Source organism: Acinetobacter sp. ACIN00229, assembly GCF_016106645.1.
Classification (GTDB): Bacteria; Pseudomonadota; Gammaproteobacteria; order Pseudomonadales; family Moraxellaceae; genus Acinetobacter; species Acinetobacter oleivorans.
On the sequence record NZ_JADWOM010000021.1, the window covers coordinates 1 to 17,579 of the forward strand.

Annotated in this window: 10 protein-coding genes and 2 tRNA genes; 10 read left to right on the forward strand and 2 right to left on the reverse strand. The window is 42.7% G+C overall.

Annotation, left to right across the window (positions count from 1 at the left end; translation table 11 throughout):
* Positions 1-692: 692 nt before the first annotated feature.
* Genes I7H67_RS16700 through I7H67_RS16735 form a run of 8 tightly spaced genes read left to right on the forward strand, consistent with a single transcriptional unit; the run spans position 693 to position 16,239 of the window.
* The gene (locus I7H67_RS16700) at positions 693-2,582 is read left to right on the forward strand and encodes a fatty acyl-AMP ligase (RefSeq protein WP_198308376.1); all 1,890 of its coding nucleotides are present in this window, start codon (positions 693-695) and stop codon (positions 2,580-2,582) included.
* A gap of 50 nt (positions 2,583-2,632) precedes the next feature.
* Complete coding sequence (locus tag I7H67_RS16705; RefSeq protein ID WP_198308400.1) at positions 2,633-4,408, forward strand: acyl-CoA dehydrogenase; 1,776 nt, start codon at positions 2,633-2,635, stop codon at positions 4,406-4,408.
* Positions 4,405-4,665 (forward strand): acyl carrier protein, encoded by a 261-nt coding sequence (locus I7H67_RS16710; RefSeq protein ID WP_004795344.1) that lies wholly within the window; start codon positions 4,405-4,407, stop codon positions 4,663-4,665. The genes I7H67_RS16705 and I7H67_RS16710 overlap by 4 nt, the downstream gene beginning before the upstream one ends.
* Positions 4,662-8,621 carry a non-ribosomal peptide synthetase gene (locus tag I7H67_RS16715; RefSeq protein ID WP_198308377.1) on the forward strand — a complete coding sequence of 1,320 codons (3,960 nt, stop codon included), beginning with the start codon at positions 4,662-4,664 and terminating at the stop codon, positions 8,619-8,621. Before I7H67_RS16710 ends, I7H67_RS16715 begins: the two co-directional genes overlap by 4 nt.
* Before the next feature lie 24 nt (positions 8,622-8,645).
* A complete protein-coding gene (locus I7H67_RS16720) occupies positions 8,646-12,299 on the forward strand; it encodes an outer membrane lipoprotein-sorting protein (RefSeq protein ID WP_198308378.1) in 3,654 nt (1,217 codons plus the stop codon).
* Positions 12,296-13,570: a DUF1302 family protein gene (locus I7H67_RS16725; protein ID WP_198308379.1), complete on the forward strand. Its 1,275-nt coding sequence runs from the start codon at positions 12,296-12,298 to the stop codon at positions 13,568-13,570. The genes I7H67_RS16720 and I7H67_RS16725 overlap by 4 nt, the downstream gene beginning before the upstream one ends.
* Before the next feature lie 54 nt (positions 13,571-13,624).
* A complete protein-coding gene (locus I7H67_RS16730; protein ID WP_198308380.1) occupies positions 13,625-15,478 on the forward strand; it encodes an alpha/beta fold hydrolase in 1,854 nt (617 codons plus the stop codon).
* Positions 15,478-16,239 (forward strand): 4'-phosphopantetheinyl transferase family protein, encoded by a 762-nt coding sequence (locus tag I7H67_RS16735; protein WP_198308381.1) that lies wholly within the window; start codon positions 15,478-15,480, stop codon positions 16,237-16,239. Before I7H67_RS16730 ends, I7H67_RS16735 begins: the two co-directional genes overlap by 1 nt.
* 169 nt (positions 16,240-16,408) lie before the next feature.
* Here I7H67_RS16735 and I7H67_RS16740 read toward each other — a convergent pair.
* Positions 16,409-16,484, reverse strand: a tRNA-Gly gene (locus I7H67_RS16740).
* A 45-nt stretch (positions 16,485-16,529) separates the two neighbouring features.
* Positions 16,530-16,605 (reverse strand) — tRNA-Gly (locus I7H67_RS16745).
* Positions 16,606-16,834: 229 nt separating this feature from the next.
* Here I7H67_RS16745 and I7H67_RS16750 point away from each other — a divergent pair.
* A complete protein-coding gene (locus tag I7H67_RS16750; protein WP_000051228.1) occupies positions 16,835-17,143 on the forward strand; it encodes a BolA family protein in 309 nt (102 codons plus the stop codon).
* An 11-nt stretch (positions 17,144-17,154) separates the two neighbouring features.
* Entirely contained in the window at positions 17,155-17,547 is a 393-nt protein-coding gene (locus tag I7H67_RS16755) for a SirB2 family protein (protein WP_198308382.1), read from the forward strand.
* Positions 17,548-17,579: the final 32 nt, after the last annotated feature.

Here is a 17,579-nt window from a genome sequence, read left to right on the forward strand (position 1 = left end):
TCATAATATTTTTTCACTTAATGATAAAATAAGAAATAAATGAAATTTATAATTAAAAATATTTTATTAATATTATTATTTTAAAATTTGGTATTCGCATTTTATCGGTTCTTAGAAGATGAAATTTATTAATTTATAGAGTTATATATCAGTCAAGATGCTATACATAGCTTCACGCTATTCAAGTACAAATTAAAGCAGATTTCTTTAGGAGCCTTATCCTTATAAATAAAGGCTGTGAGGGGGTCTTACCTGAATCATTTATTGCCCTTAAGAAAAGCAAATAAACAATACATTAGATTGTAAATACAAGATATCCAATCAAGAGACTCACAAAGTAAGAATACGAACAGGCCATATAGCTGGCATGCTAAGAAACCTTGCGAAACACTATTAAATATTAATCAAAGAAGGGAAAAATTGGGTTAGAGGTTTAATTTAATTGCCCGCCTTCACAATATTGAACTGAATAAAAATAATTTATGAAAGATATCCAATTGCTTAATTCTTAATAAAAACAGGCCAACCTGTAAAACCTTACAGGTGTAATAAAAAACACTCGCACATAAAATATAATGTGAATTTATATTTTAAACAAAAAGTATATTCATTTTTATTAAAAGCCCCAGCTAGAAGTGTCATTTCTGAATTAGCGAGTTTAAAGGGTGAATTATAATTAATCGGAGTAAGTTATGGCTGTAATGGGTACGGATAATATCATTGCAACTTTGGAATCCCACGCAAACTCAAATGGAGCTAGGGTTGCTTTCGAGTATTTAGGGCGCCAATCCGGTGGGATTCAATCTCTGACGTATGCAGAGCTGAACGAGCAAGTTCAACGTCAGGCCCAAATCTTAATGAATCTTGTCGATAGCGGTGATCGCGCCGTGTTGCTGTTTGAGCCTGGATTGGACTTTATCGTATCGTTCTTTGCCTGTTTAAAAGCTAAAATTATCGCAGTACCTGTCAGCTTGCCTTTTAACCGCAACGGTTTTTCTAATATTTTGAATATTATGAATGACTGTGAGCCAAAGATAGTACTCACAACCAAAAAGATTCTTGAGCTATCGGGTCTTATCACATTAAAAGCCCAAAACGAAAGTTTAATATTGCATGCTGTTGATGCCCAATTGCAGCGTGACTTAGTGGAAAAGGATTTTCCACATATTACTGAAGACGATATCTGCTTCCTTCAATACACTTCAGGGTCAACTGGTTGGCCTAAAGGGGTAATCGTCACCCATAAAAACATCATGGCAAATGAAGTCATGATTGCTGAAGCTTTTGGTACACAGGCCGATGATATCGGTCTTACATGGCTACCTGTTTATCATGACATGGGATTGATCGGATCAGTTTTGCAGACTGTGTATGTAGGTCTGACCTGCTATGTAATGTCACCGCTGGATTTTATTCGTAAGCCACTTAAGTGGCTGCAATTTATTAGCGAAAAAGGTGTCACGATTAGTGGTGGACCAAATTTTGCCTATGAATTGTGTCTGCATCGCATTTCGGATGAGGACGCAGCAGCGCTTGATCTGAGTCGTGTGCGTGTGATGTTTAACGGTGCCGAGCCAATCAAAGCCCATGTTATGCAAAGCTTCATGGAGAAGTTCAATACTCAGTCGAAATTGAGAATGGATACTTTCTTGCCGTGCTATGGCTTGGCAGAAGTTACGCTCTTAGTCAGTGGTGTGACTGGTCCTCTTAATGCTATTTCAATTGATCGTGAAAAGTTGAATGCCAATTTGGTGCAGACCAGTCAAGATCAGACAGCCGTGCAAATAGTAAGCTGTGGCAAGATTTCCGCACACATTGATTGTCGTATTGTTAATCCACATACCCGCAAAGAGGTAGGGGCTGATGAAGTCGGTGAAATCTGGCTAGCAGGTGAGAGTGTCACTGCGGGTTACTGGCAGAAGCCTGAGATTAACCAGGAAACCTTTGCTGCAACCATCCTTGATAAGGCAGATAAGCCTAGTCAAGTGCACTACTTGAGAACTGGTGATATGGGCTTTGTTAAAAACGGAGACCTGTATGTGACTGGTCGCCTTAAGGATGTGATCATCATCCGTGGCAAAAATTATTACCCTCAAGATATCGAGTGTTCTGTTGAAACAGCACATCCTGCTGTTCGTAAAGGCTGTGTCGCAGCAGTGAATTTCGGTAATTCTGACGGTGTCACGGTTGTGCTTGAGATTAAAAAGAAGTCGATAGACAAGACACTTAATTTTGAAACCATCAGAACTCAGGTTAAAGAACAAGTCGCGGCTGATATCGGTTTGCCTGTAGAAGGTGTTTATTTGCTGCATCAAGGTCGGATCAACAAGACCACTAGCGGAAAAATTAGAAGAAGAAAAATTAAAGAGCAGATCGAGCGCGGTCAACTGATCTGTTTAACCCATCCAAACCGTAGAACGGTGATGGCTCGAAACTATGTCAAAAATGGCTTAGAAATCATCCGTGATCGTGAGCAGCGGGGGCAACTGATTCGTTATAGCTCCAATCTACTCAACTCAATGATCAAGGAACGAGAAGTGCGCGCGCTCATTTTTAATCGATTGAAAAGTGCTTTGTTTTAATCCTTACCCTTTAATCATTTGAGCAAAAACTCATGTCACTTACATCTAATTTGCGGCAGTTTCAATCTGCTGCTCGTCTGGAGCAAATTTTAGGCTCCGTACATGATACCAATAATGATTTTTCTTGGTCCGCTGCCATTGAGCGTGATGAGAAGGAACAATACCCTCAGCGTGCTGTTGATTTTCTGAATGCCGTGGGCATGAACCGTTTTTATGTACCTTCAGAGCTTGGAGGTCGTATGGAAATTGGTGAAGAGTTGCTATATCTGCATCGTGTGCTGGCACGACGTGATCTAACCATCAATTCGACCTATAGCACGAATGCTTGGTCTGTGATTGTATGGATTGGCGGTAATGCGAACCAATGCCAAAACATTGCTAGTCGAATTTTGAGTGGTGCTGCACCAGCGCTGGCTTATAGTGAGAAAGCGCATGGAGCTGACCTTTTATCTAGTGAAGTAACTGCGCAAGCTACTGAAAGCAAGTACGTCTTGAATGGCGAAAAATGGTCAATCAATCGCGCTACTCTAGGTGACTCTTTAAGTCTGATTGCTAAAACGTCGGATGATCGTGGACCACGTAGTCTGAGTGCATTCTGGCTTGATAAACGTCATATGGTTTCTAAGGGAACTTATAGTCTGAACCGTCTGCCAACAGTGGGTATGCGTGGGTTAGATATCAGTGGTATCGGCTTTAATAATGCTGAAATTCACAAAGATGCTCTGATCGGTGAAGAAGGTCAGGGCTTAGAGCTTGGACTCAAGACGCTACAGGTGACGCGTGCATATTGCAGCAGCTTCTCTTTAGGTGCGGGCGATACGATGCTGCGCATCGCGACTGAGTTTGCTATTGAGCGTGAGTTATATAACAAAAAAGTAATAAGCATTCCGCTGGTGCGTGAGCAACTGGCTACAGCCTATGCCTATCTATTGGCGGCTGAGGTGTTGTCACTCGTTGGTGCGCGTGGGTTACATGTTTGTATCAATCAGTTCAGCACATGGTCACCGATCATTAAGGTACTGGTGCCTGAGTATGTAGAGTCACTCGCTAAGATCACTTCTTCAGTGCTTGGGTCACGTTTTTTCTTAAGAAATGCATATGCTGATGGAATGTACCAGAAAGCTTTCAGAGATCATCTGATTGTTAGTGTGTTTGACGGCAGTAGCACCGTCTGTCTAGACAGCCTGAGTTTTCAGCTCAAATCTGCCAATAAAGGCCGTAGCAAAAAAGTAAATCATCTCGACCAAGCCGAAGCTAAAGCACGCTATCACCAGTTATATGACTTACAGGTGAAGACGGATGCTATTGATTTTCGTGAGCTTGAGATTTTCAACCGCGATGGTGACTTGGTGATGGAGTCACTGGGAACGATCATCGAGATGCTCAACGATGCGGACGTTACAGAGGGAATGACTGCTGAGATTCTGTCCCCGTTACGTGAACGTGCTGATCAACTTCTTATCGAGCAGCGCACGCTAGATCAAAAAATTCAGGATTATTTCTCAAATTCAGAAGCGGCCAAAGAGTTTGAAACATTACGTTTCAGCTTGGCCCGTGACTATGCCGAGTTATTTGCTCGCATTGCTGTGCTGGGTTTTTGGATATTTAACCGTCATGGCTTAAGACCTGCTTTACAGGATGGTGCGTGGCTGATCATTTTCCTAAATGCTGCTGAAGGGCAGGCATCCCCTCCAATGACATCACTACGTGAAAGCACATTGGCAGATCTGCTAGACCGAATTTCAACCAACCATATGTTATCTGTCATCGATTTTGCACTGGCACCACGTGATGCCAAACCGGTTAAAGAGGAGATTACCCCATGAATAAAGATAAAGCTTACTGGAGCGCAATTATTCGTACGCTAGTAGCCAAAGAAATGCGCGTAGAGCCTGAGACGATTAATCCAGATCAAAAATTTACCAGTTACGGTCTTGATTCGATCGTTGCTTTGTCTGTGTCTGGGGATTTAGAAGATCTGACAAAACTAGAGCTTGAACCGACATTACTATGGGATTACCCGACAATTAATGCGTTGGCTGAATATCTTGTTTCTGAGTTGCAACAGGGAGTTGCTTCGTGAATAACCTTGTACGACTAGAACCAGAAGTTCTGTCACGTCATGCGATTTCTGCAGAACAGCTTGGCATCTGGTATATCCAGCGCCTTGAGTCGACCTGCAGTGCCTACAATATGGTGGTGGCCTTTGATGTGAAGGTCAACCAACCATTAGGCAATAAGCCGATGGAGATTCTAGAAGCGGTAATGCATGATTATCCGCTGCTACGTGTAAGTATGCCTGCCAATGATCAGGGTATTGAGCAACTTATCTGGGATCGAATCTATCCTAATATCGTCTTCTCTGATGCTCGCCATGTCGATGCATCTGATTTGACACAATTGGTCGAGCAGGATACTAAACAGCCATTTGACCTGACTCAACCACCGCTGTGGCGTATTCATTGTTATGAACGTGGTGAAAATCACTATGTGATTGCAGTCGTGATTCATCATGCCCTCATGGATTTCTGGTCGATTGGTCTCTTACTGCGTGATGTCGGCAAACGTTTTGGACTAGTTACAGAGTCAGACGTAGTGAACGGAATCGAGTTCGCACAGTATGCCGATAAGCAGCAGAGTACTGCGATTGATGATGCTGATGAGAGTCTACTTTTCTGGAGAAAAGCGTTACAACATGCACCACACGTGCATAGCATTCCGCTTGATTATCCTCGTCCGGCTGTGCAGCAACACAAAGGTAGCTCACTGGTGTTCCGTGTGCCTGAATCAGTGTCGTCTGGACTTGTGAACTTAGCGAAAGATTATGAGATCACGCTGTTTGGACTCGTACTATCTGGCTTCTATATCCTGCTACACAAGCTATCAAATGAAAATGAACTCGTTATTGCCACACCTGTAGCTGGTCGACTTGAACGCTCGTTGCGCAATGCGCTGGGGCAGTTTGTCAATACGATTGCTATTCACATGGATATCGATGCTGACCAGACTTTACGTCAATTTACACAGCAGGTTCAGGAACAATTAAGACAGAGCCTCAAGCATCAAAAAGTTGCCTTTTCCAGAGTAGTTGAAGCTGTTTCACCAAAGCGTGATGGCAGTATTAACCCATTAGCTCAGGTGGGAATGTTCTGGGAACGTCTAGGTGGCATGGATGAGTTTAAAGAACTACTCTTGCCAATACAGACCCCAGCGACTTTGGTCGGCCAAGACCTGACCTTAGGAAGTTTTCCAGTTCGCCAGCAAGAAGGTCAATTAGATCTTACGCTGGAAATGGGCGGTGAATATCAAGGCGAACTGGTTGGTGTATTGAAATATAACTCCGAGCTATTTTCTGCACAGTCTGCCGAGAATATGGTGCAACTGCTGCAAGCTGTACTATCAGAGATGGTGGCTCATCCTGAACGTAAGATCGTTGAGTTAGATATTGCGCCTGATTATAAAAATGGCATTCAGTTCGATGCCCTACGTGGACAGGCGACTGATTATCCTCAACATGATCTATTAGGAATGCTTTTAAAGCAGATTGATGAGCGTGGTGACAATCATGCTTTGACCTCGAAGGATCATGCGGTTAGCTATCGTGAGTTAGGTCAACATATCGCTGGTATTGCTGAATATTTGCGTGCGCATGGCGTTACCCGTGGCGATCGTGTAGGTCTGATGTTAGATCGTACAGCTTTATTGCCAGCAGCAATCCTCGGGATCTGGGCGGCAGGAGCAGCTTATGTACCGCTAGATCCTAATTTCCCAAGTGAACGTTTGCACAACATCATCGAAGATGCTGAACCTAAAGTTATCTTAACTCAAACCGAGTTGATGGATGCTCTTAACATTTCTGTACCGCGTTTAGATATCAATCAAGCTGGCGTTGTGCCATTAGAGCAAGTGCGCGAGACGCTGGTCTTTGGTGAAACCGCTTATGTGATGTACACCTCAGGCTCGACAGGTAAGCCTAAAGGTGTGCGTATTGGGCATCCTTCAATCATCAATTTCTTGCTATCTATGAATGATAGGTTGCAAGTAACGACTGAGACTCAGTTGTTAGCAATCACCACTTACGCATTTGATATCTCGATTCTTGAGTTGCTCATTCCGCTGATGTACGGCGGTGTAGTACATGTTTGCCCACGTGAGGTATCACAAGACGGCAATCAATTGGTGGAATATCTAAATACTAAATCTATCAATGTTTTGCAGGCAACACCGGCTTCTTGGAAAATGCTCTTAGATAGCGAGTGGAGCGGCAATGCAGGGTTGACTGCACTCTGTGGAGGCGAAGCACTAGATACTATTCTTGCAGAAAAACTGCTGGGTAAAGTCGGCTGTCTTTGGAATGTCTATGGACCGACCGAAACTACAGTGTGGTCTAGTGCAGCTCGTATCACCGATGCAAAGTGTATTGATTTAGGTGAACCACTAGCGAATACCCAGCTTTATGTGCTTGATGAACAGCAACGTTTAGTCCCACCGGGCGTCATGGGAGAGCTTTGGATTGGAGGAGATGGTCTAGCAGTTGATTACTGGCATCGACCTGAACTGACAGATGCTCAATTTAGAACTTTGCCATCTCTACCAAATGCTGGTCGACTCTATCGTACCGGAGATAAAGTTTGTCTGCGTACGGATGGAAGTTTGACTCATCATGGACGTCTAGATTTCCAAGTCAAGATTCGTGGATTCCGTATTGAACTAGGTGAAATCGAGAATGTTATCAAACAGATCGACGGTATCACCGATGCAGTTGTACTGGTTAAGAGCACAGCCAGCAACGACCAGAAACTGGTGGCTTATTTAACCGGCCATGAGATTGATATTGCTAGTTTGAAAAAGACGATGCAAATCCATCTACCAGCTTACATGGTACCAAATACGTTTATGACGTTGGATGAATTTCCAATGACGGCCAACAATAAGTTGGATCGTAAAGCGTTTCCTGAGCCTGTATTTGAACAAAGTAACGATTATGTTGCACCACGTGATCCGATTGAAATTGAACTCTGTACTACTTTTGAGCAGATTTTATCGGTTAAACGGGTTGGTATACATGATGACTTCTTTGACTTGGGTGGACATTCGTTACTTGCTGTGAAGCTTGTTAATCACCTTAAAAAAGCATTTGGCACCGAACTATCAGTTGCTTTGTTGGCCCAATATTCCACTGTGGAGAGTTTGGGTGAGATCATTCGTGAAAATAAAGAAATTAAGCCTTCTATTGTAATTGAACTACGCCGTGGAACTTACGAGCAACCACTGTGGTTGTTCCATCCAATTGGTGGTAGCACCTTCTGTTATATGGAGCTTTCGCGCCATCTCAATCCGAAACGTACCTTGCGTGCTATTCAGTCTCCTGGACTGATTGAGGCAGATGCTGCAGAAGTGGCAATCGAAGATATGGCAACCCTCTATATTGCTGAAATGCAAAAGATGCAGCCTGAGGGACCTTATTTCCTCGGTGGATGGTGCTTTGGCGGTGCGATCGCATACGAGATCAGTCATCAGTTGCGTCAAATGGGGCAGCAGGTCACAGGTATTGTCATGATCGATACCCGAGCTCCAATTCCAGAGAATGTGCCTGAAGATGCTGATGATGCGATGCTTTTATCTTGGTTTGCCCGTGATTTGGCTGCGCCTTATGGCAAGAAGTTGACGATCCCAGCGCAATACTTGCGTGAATTGAGTCCAGATCACATGTTTGATCATGTGCTTAAAGAAGCTAAGGCTATTAATGTCCTACCTTTAGATGCAGATCCATCAGATTTCCGACTTTACTTTGATACCTATTTAGCGAATGGCATCGCACTCCAGACCTATTTCCCAGAGCCTGAAGAGTTTCCGATTCTTTTTGTGAAAGCCAAAGATGAACCAGAAGATTTTGGGGAAAGCTTAGGTTGGGATCAATTGGTCAAAGACACCTTTAAAAAGGTGGATCTGCCTGGCGATCATTCATCAATTATGTACGCTGAGAATGTCGTGGCTGTTGCCCAGACAATTGATCAGATGTATCCAATTCCCGCATAAGAAATACAAGAAGGTAGAACCACTATGGTGACCATAGAACATGCTTTCCTCATACCGGCCGAGATTGACAAGGTGTTTAACTATCTTGCAAACCCGGCCAATGATGCAGGTTGGCAATTGTCGTGTAAGCATTCTGAACTGCTAGACAATACTCCACGTGTGGGCAGCAAGTATGAAATCGGTTTTAGCTTTATTGGACGTGAGATGTCCTTTAAAGGTGAAATTACACATCTAGTACCGAATGAATTGTATGCGTTTAAAGTAGTGGAAGGACCCTTTCACTACACTGGGACTTACCGTTTCAAACCACATGCAGAAGGTACCTGGATTGAATGGGTGTTTGAGGCAGAGCCAGGCAGCTTTTTTGGTGTATTGCCCCCAGCACTGCTAAAAAAGATGGTTCTTGCTCAGTTTAAAAAAGATGTTGCTAATCTTGAAGCATTGGCTCAGAAGGGTGAAGCCTATAAGTCGGTTGGCAACAATGGTAAGCAAACGCATGAGACCAATAGTAAACCACTTCGTAAAACTCATCAGATGATGGAACAATACGCGCGTTGGATTCTCAGACATCGCCGTATTGTACTGACTGTGGTGATGCTTTTAACGATTGCCTTGGCATATCTCGCATCTGGCGTAAAAATTATTATTGATCCAGATGCGCTTGCCCCCAAGGGACATCCTTATATCACCTCGACCAAGCTGATTGAAAAGAAATTCGGTTCCAAGTACATGGTCGTGATTGGTATTACACCAAAGCAGGGTGATATTTATCAGCCGCAAGTGTTAGAGAAAGTCAAACGCATTACCGAAGAAGTTGATAATGCTCCGGGCGTGGTTCGATCTACTCTAATGAGTCTGGCTGCACGTCAGGCCAAAGGGATCACCGCTAATTCGGATGGATTTGATGCCAAGAAACTACTGCCGAATAGTTCTGTGACCGAGAGTGATGTCGATCACCTGAAAAAACTGCTGGCACTGAATCCGATCTATATGAATTCGGTAGTATCTAAAGATCAGAAAACTGCTGCTATTTTGCTTGAGCTTGAGGAAAGTCCAGAGGGCTTCCAAAAGATGATGGGCCCGATCAACAAAATCGTAGCGGCTGAACAGTCTAAGGATATGACCATCAGTGTTGGTGGTAATCCAGTCTATTTAGATAAGGCCGAAGATTACTCTAAGCGTATCAACATCTTGTTCCCAATTGCCGTGTTGGTGATTGGATTATTGCACTTCGAAGCATTCCGCAGTAAACAAGGTTTGATCCTGCCATTAGTTACAGCATTATTGTCTGTAGCATGGGGTATGGGCATGATGGGGCTGTTTAAACAGCCAATGGATATTTTTAACTCTCCTACACCAATTCTGATTCTGGCCATCGCGGCAGGGCATGCCGTGCAGTTGCTCAAGCGATACTATGAAGATTTTGATCGCCTGATTGCCCAAGGGATGGAGCCTAAAGCTGCAAATAGCGAAGCCGTGGTGCAGTCTATGGTTCGTGTTGGTCCGGTTATGATACTGGCTGGCGGAATTGCAGCGGCTGGATTCTTCTCTCTGTTGACTTTCAATATTCCGACCATCCGTTCATTCGGTATTTTTACAGGAATCGGGATCATCAGTACGCTGATCATTGAGATGACTTTTATTCCTGTACTTCGCTCAATGTTACCACCGCCTTCGGTTACCAAGGTTGCACGCAAAGGTTTACCGATCTGGGACTGGATTCCAAAACGCATTGGTGATGTGATTTTGTCAGTTCGTCCGCGAATGATGCTAATGACTGTGATTGCAGTACTGGGCGTTTTTCTTGCTCTCGGCACGAGTCGTATTGTGGTGGATAACGATAGTCGCAACTTCTTCTCGCGCGATCTACCAATGCAGCAAGACGACAGATTCTTGAATCAGTCTCTTGGTGGCACAAACAGTCTCTACATCATGGTCGATACCAAAGTTCGTGATGGTATTGAAAACCCAGAAATCCTAAAAGCGATTGATAATACAGAGAAGTTCGCGAATTCAATTCCAGAAGTTGGTAAAACCATCTCTATCGTGGACTATATCAAAAGAATGAATCAGGCAATGAATGCCGATCAGCCACAGGCATTTCAGGTTCCAGCAACTAAAGATGTGGTTGCTCAGTATCTGCTGTTGTATTCAATGTCTGGTGAGCCGACTGATTTTGAATCTTACATTGATACAACTCAGCGCTATGCCAAGATCACGATTCTGTTAAAAACAGGTAGTAATCACCGTATTAAAGAAATCCTTGAGTCGCTAAAAACATATATGGCGGGTCAATTGGGTGATAAAGCTGTTGTGAGTTTCGGTGGTGATGTGACTCAGACCATTGCTTTAACTGAAACGATGGTTCACGGCAAGCTGATGAATATTCTACAGATTTCATTTGCCGTATTCTTTATCTCTGCGCTAGTTTTCCGTTCGTTCTCTGCTGGACTCATTGTCCTGACACCACTTCTATTCTCGATTCTTGCGATCTTTGGTGTGATGGGCTGGCTCGATATTCCGCTCAATATTCCGAACTCTCTGATCTCAGCCATGGCGGTTGGTATTGGTGCAGATTACGCCATTTACTTCCTCTATCGCTTGCGAGAAATCTTGAGTGAAGAGGGCAGTGATATCAAAGATGCTATTCGTAAAACTTTAAGTACTGCTGGTAAGGCTTCGCTTTTTGTTGCGACTGCTGTTGCTGGTGGGTATGGCGTATTGTCCCTATCGCAAGGCTTCCATGTGCATCAATGGCTAGCGATGTTTATTGTGATTGCGATGCTTTTCAGTGTATTTGCAACCTTAATTATGGTACCTACAATGATTCTAATGTTGAAACCTCGTTTTATCTTTCCCTCAAATAAGAAGAACATTACCGTTGCACAAACTGTTGTGACAAGTCTCTTGTTGGGTACGGCGCTCACAATGTCGATGCCTAAAACATCTCATGCAGATGAGGTTCAAGACATTGTTAGCCGTAGTGATGATGCCTCTAAGTTCTTGTCTTCAAGTGCTAGTGCTAAATTTGTGCTGACATCTAAAAGCGGCGAGCAACGCGTACGTTTGACTAAAAATATGACTAAGCTTGCTGGAAATACTCAGAACAATATGCGTTTGACTGAATTCATCTCACCAGCAGATGTACAGGGAACCACGACGCTGTTGATTGAGAATGCAAAAGGCAGTGATAGCATGTTTGTCTATTTGCCTGCATTGAAAAAAGTACGTCGTTTGGCATCAGCGAATAAGGGCGATGCTTTTATTGGTACGGATTTTAGTTATGGTGATGTACTTGGCTATAAGCTAAGTGACTGGAAGTACACTAAACTGGCAGATGGCAAATTTAATGGTAAAGATTGCTACACGATTGAAGCAACGCCAATCAATAATACTGTGAAGAGTGACTTTGGTTATAGCAAACGTCGCATGTGCATCCTCAAAGACAACTTTGTTACAGCAACCATCGACATTTGGGATACTGCAGGTAAACCGTTAAAGCATATTGAGTTCACGGATATCCGCCCTTACGGCAAAGTGAAACCAAGATGGCAGGCCATGAAATCTATGGCGAAAAATCTGCAAACTCAGCATATGACACAAGTGATCGTCAATGATTTTGTAGCAGAAAAAACCTTATCCGATAAGCTTTTCTCACCGCAGAGTCTTGAAAAATGACACAAGGTGCCTATTGGGTATTTGCATGCTGCAGTAGCTTTATGCTACTGCAGCATGCTCATGCAGATGACAGCGAAATTAGTTTTGTGAGCCAGAACTCAGCCAGACTCGATGTGTGGTCATCAGATCGTGATTTAAGTTCGTTAAAAAACATTGGACAAGCAAGCTTCTGGTCCAATGGTACCCTCAAGTTTAATCCAGAGTTTAAGATCCATTACGACATAAATATTGGAGACGAAACGGACCATACTGTAAACCCAGATCAGGTGAGTAAGGTAAATCGCAACTTACGTGAGTTGTATGCCTCTTATAACTGGGATCAGACAGTCTATGTCGATGTTGGTCGCCAGATTGTGGTTTGGGGGAGAGCTGATGGGATTAATCCGACAGATAATCTATCACCCCGTGACTATACGCGCCTAGTGCCCGATGAAACAGATCAACGTCTTGGAAATGATGCAATCAAATTGACATATATTCCTGAATCAGGAACCAATAAATGGACAGCATTGTGGTATCCGCGTAGCCGTTCAGATGTGATTCCATTGCGCCAGATTTCTGGTGTCCAGTATGAAATAGATAAGAAGAGTCGTCCTGCATTTGCAATGCGCTGGGATTATTCTGTAGATGGTCTCGATGTTGGCGCATCGTATTTCTCAGGTTTGGATCACATGCCCGATCTGTCAATTCTTTCTGCATCTCCAACAGGGGAGGCAACATTGCAGCTGAAAAATAATCCTATTTCCGTCTATGGATTTGATTTCAGTTATAACCATAACGATATCGTATGGCGTGGTGAAGCGGCATATACCCACACTGACTCGAATGGTAGTGAAGATCTTACGCACAAAAAAAATAATCTGACCGTGGTCATGGGTCCAGAATTAGCATTGAAGAATTCCACGCTAAGTTTGGTTGGCGTATATAAACATACGGAGGACTTTAGATCTGCCGACAGCTTAATAAATCCAGTATTGAGAGAAGTTTACCGTTATCAGCAAACGATCAGTGACCAATATGAGCAGGATCAGTATGGAGCTATGCTGCGCTATGCACTTAACCTACTGAATGATAATCTGAAATTAGAAGTAACAGGATTCTACTTTGCACCAGAGCCTAATGAATTGTTGAGAGTACGTATTAATTACAGCCTTGATGATCACTGGCAATTGAATGTAGGTGGAGATCGCTTCTGGGGTAGACATGATACGGTGTTAGGACAATTTAGAGATAACAGTCTGGTGTATGCCCAGGTTCGATATAATTTTTAAGATAATTCGCTCCAAAACAATGCTGGGAGTGCCCAGTCCCTAATAAGGTGATTTATGGATAATTTAAATAACGCAAAAAAAGATAATTTTTCACGGAAGACCATATTAGTAACAGGTGCAGCAGGTTTTATTGGTAGCAGACTGATCGTTGATCTTCTGCATGAAGGTCATCAGGTGATTGCTGCGCTGCGTAATGCCGCAACCAAGAAAGATAAGCTGTTAGGTTTCATTGCAACAGAAGGGCTGGTCGATCCGTCTATTTCGTTTGTCGAATATGATTTAAGCCGCGATTTTAAGCTGGACTCTCTGCTAGCGGATGCTCAGGCAAAGATCCATGTGATTTATCATCTTGCCGCATCCTTTAATTGGGGCATTAGTAAAGCTGAAGCTGAGCGTACCAATATTAAGTCAGGACTTGCCTTAATTGAATGGGCTGCAACATTGAAGCAGCTTGAGCGATTTATCTGGATTGGTGGATATCGTGTGGCTGCTCCGCCGCAAGAGTCAGCTGATGAGTTGTATTGCAAACATGGTGGCTATGAAGCTTCAAAAATTTTGGGTTATCAAGCTTTCATTGAAGCGTGTAAGCGTTTAAATGTGCCATGGACTGCAATAAATCCAGCGACAGTCATTGATGGTTTTTATAACTATGGCGATATGCAATATATCGGTATTGCTGACATGATTGATAAGCTCTATCAGGGACGTCTGCTGGCATTGCCAGGTGGTCGTGACACATTCCTGCCACTATGCAATATGCAGTATATCGTGAGCTTTTTGATCCGAACGATGTCTTATCCTGAGACTATTGCTCAGGAGTATATGTTGCTTGATCCTTCGACGCCGAAATTTCATCGTCTCGTTCACCTCGCTGCCGAGCATTTGGGAGTCAGCACACCACATTTGCAAGTACCCAAAGGCCTATTAAAGAAATTACCTGAGGTACTGCTTGACGGTTCCAAAGAGCAACTCTCTTTCATTTCTACCGAGCACTACAATGTCGCTGGGGCAGAGGTGATGGCAGCGAAAATGGGCATTGCGGACCTGATCAATATCACTCCTTATTTTTCTCGTTGGATTGATCGTTTGGTGCTTACACGCTTTGGTCGTATGCAAGTATTAACACCTAGTCATTTCAGCTATCAGAATCGATATTGGACAGAAATCTATAATAAACAGATGGTTAGTTCTGATACCTCATCTGCATTATTTTTACATGGGATTCCATTCGATAGTGCATGTTGGTCTCCAATCATCAATAAAATCACATACGATCAGGTCGCTATGATGGATCTGCCGGGACTTGGGCGTTCAGGCAGTTATGAGATGATGGAAGACAACAACCATCAATTTATTGATGCCGCTGCAAAGCTTTTAGCACCAAATAGTGTTGTTATTGCGCATTCGTTAGGATGTCTTTTTGCATTGAATCTTGCAAAGAAATATCCAGATAAAGTTGCACGCCTCATCCTCATATCACCTTATTTTGTTCAGGCGCAAGCCGCTAAAATGTTTCAGATACAAGCTATATCTAATCTGATTTTCCGTTTTGTGCCAAAAGATATGATTGCTAAAGACCTACATCCAGATGGACAACAAAATCCGTCTGTTGGTTATGCGATGGATTCATTACGTCGAGTGTCGGTAGCCAAGCATATTAGTGAGTATATGCACCGTATTAGTTTGCCGCAGCAGCGAGCAACTCAGACAGCTTTGTTAAATGAACTTAGTTCTAAAGTTGAAATCATTGTGGGAGATAAAGATCCAATTGTTACCACAATAAGCGCAGATATCCCTATACATATTATCGCTGGCGCAGGCCATAATCCACACATTACACATGTAGATGCGGTTTCTGACTATCTCGCACCTGTTCTAATGAAATACAACAGCACTACCGCTTCCTAATGTCTGATCGTGCCCAAGTGCAGGTTTATGTCTGCCCAGTTTCACGGGTACCAAAAAACCATATGGTATTGAGTCATTATCTCGGCTTTCTCAGTTCGGCAGAGAAGCTGAGATATGATCAATATCATCCTAAGGCGGCTCGCCTTTTCTTGATCTCTCGAGTATTAGTGAAGACTGTCTTGGCGGATAAGCTAGGCATCTCACCTCATCAAGTTAATATTCAATTACATCCCAACGGCAAGCCTTTTGTACAAGGCAGCAAGGCTGTGTATTTTAATCTTACTCACTCAGCGGACGTTATTATCCTCGCTGTGACTGAAGAAGGGGAAATAGGAGTGGATATTGAACAAGTGGATCGTGAGTTCGAGTGGATGCGTGTTGATAGTGTGTTAGCACCGACCGAAATTGAATGGATTAAAGAGAATGAACTCACTGATCCATTCAGTGTATACCAGCGATTTTTTCAAATATGGACCTTAAAAGAGGCTTATATCAAATGTACTGGCGAAGGAATGAGCCGTCATTTAAAGAAGCTCAACTTTCATGTGTTGCCTAAGCATATACAGTTTCTCGACTCAACCAATGATGCTCAAAAGACAGAACAGTATTATTTTGAAAGCTATATATATGATTCTAACTTCATCTTTTCTATCTGTTTACAACAAAGTTGTAGCCTAGAGCGCTTTAACTTGGACTGTTTTCAATTATTACCTTTTATATCTACGCATCGAATAACTCCAACGCCTTGTAAATATAGCTAGATTGAATCGTTATAACTGACAATTTAAAAATATGAATCTAGTAATGAAATATTTAGCTTTGAGCTGGGCCATTCTCAATGAATTATGCTGTCAATAGATAGACCATAAAAAAATTATGAATCAATGAAAAGAAAAAAGCCCCAGTCTTTCGACTAGGGCTTTTTAAATTTGGAGCGGGAAACGAGACTCGAACTCGCGACCCCAACCTTGGCAAGGTTATGCTCTACCAACTGAGCTATTCCCGCATATATAAGCAGTTTTTACGAAAACTTTCTCAAAAAAAACCAATTTGGAGCGGGAAACGAGACTCGAACTCGCGACCCCAACCTTGGCAAGGTTATGCTCTACCAACTGAGCTATTCCCGCGTGCCGCTTATAATACATTAAGCGAAACATGGGTCAACAACTTTATGCAAATAAATATGCTGATTGCATAAAATAAAAACAGAAATGAGCAATTAGATGTATTTTTATCGTTAAGTTGCCGAATAAATAGACATTTTGTTTGGAGTCAAAGCATACAAGAGCAACTTTTGTTTGTGTGTAGACAGGGTATACTAGGTTCAAATATACGAATAATCGTAAAGGAAAAGCTATGAGCCTTGAACAACAATTGATTGAACGGTTACAAACCCTTGCACCTAGCCATTTGGAAGTTATTAATGAGTCGGCTGGACATGGTGGTTATTTCCCAGGTAAAGAGTCACATTTTAAAGTGATTGTAGTGAGTGAAGAATTTAACGGATTACGTTTAGTTCAACGTCATCAAAAAGTTTATGCCTTAGCTTCAGACTTAATGAATCCAGGTCAAATTCACGCTTTAGCAATTCATGCCTATTTACCAAGTGAGTGGCAAGGACAAGCACCTGCTAGCCCAGAATGTGCACATGCACCTAAAAGCTAAGGGCTAATTTCATGGATGCACATTTACTCACTAAAATTATTCATATGACTGCCGTGGCTGCCGCACTTATGGTTTTTGTCTTACGTGCTTCAACTCTGTTTGTAGGCGTGCAAGGGGAGCAACCAAACCCAGCGGGACGTAAAATATTAGTTGCCTTACAACATTTGTCGTTTACCGTAGTTTTTATTACGGGCGCAATTTTATTGGTCATGAAAGACTTTCAGGTACAGCCGTGGTTTTACGCTAAAATTATTCTATTTTTAGTCTTGTTATCTTCTCTGATGAAAGCCTTTAAAAAAGATGACACTCTTTTATTGGCACAACGTAGGGCGGGTTTAATCATTAGTGTGATCGCATTTATTGCTATTATTATTTTAGTGATTGTGAAACCTGTTTTTGCTTAATTGTTCTACATTCTTTGCCTTTTTGCTTAAGC

What these genes read in the sequence shown, in the direction of transcription:
- I7H67_RS16700 (WP_198308376.1), top strand. Translation starts at nt 693, where the DNA reads ATGGCTGTAATGGGTACGGATAATATCATTGCAACTTTGGAATCCCAC.
- I7H67_RS16710 (WP_004795344.1), top strand. Translation starts at nt 4,405, where the DNA reads ATGAATAAAGATAAAGCTTACTGGAGCGCAATTATTCGTACGCTAGTA.
- I7H67_RS16720 (WP_198308378.1), top strand. Translation starts at nt 8,646, where the DNA reads ATGGTGACCATAGAACATGCTTTCCTCATACCGGCCGAGATTGACAAG.
- I7H67_RS16725 (WP_198308379.1), top strand. Translation starts at nt 12,296, where the DNA reads ATGACACAAGGTGCCTATTGGGTATTTGCATGCTGCAGTAGCTTTATG.
- I7H67_RS16730 (WP_198308380.1), top strand. Translation starts at nt 13,625, where the DNA reads ATGGATAATTTAAATAACGCAAAAAAAGATAATTTTTCACGGAAGACC.
- I7H67_RS16735 (WP_198308381.1), top strand. Translation starts at nt 15,478, where the DNA reads ATGTCTGATCGTGCCCAAGTGCAGGTTTATGTCTGCCCAGTTTCACGG.
- I7H67_RS16750 (WP_000051228.1), top strand. Translation starts at nt 16,835, where the DNA reads ATGAGCCTTGAACAACAATTGATTGAACGGTTACAAACCCTTGCACCT.
- I7H67_RS16755 (WP_198308382.1), top strand. Translation starts at nt 17,155, where the DNA reads ATGGATGCACATTTACTCACTAAAATTATTCATATGACTGCCGTGGCT.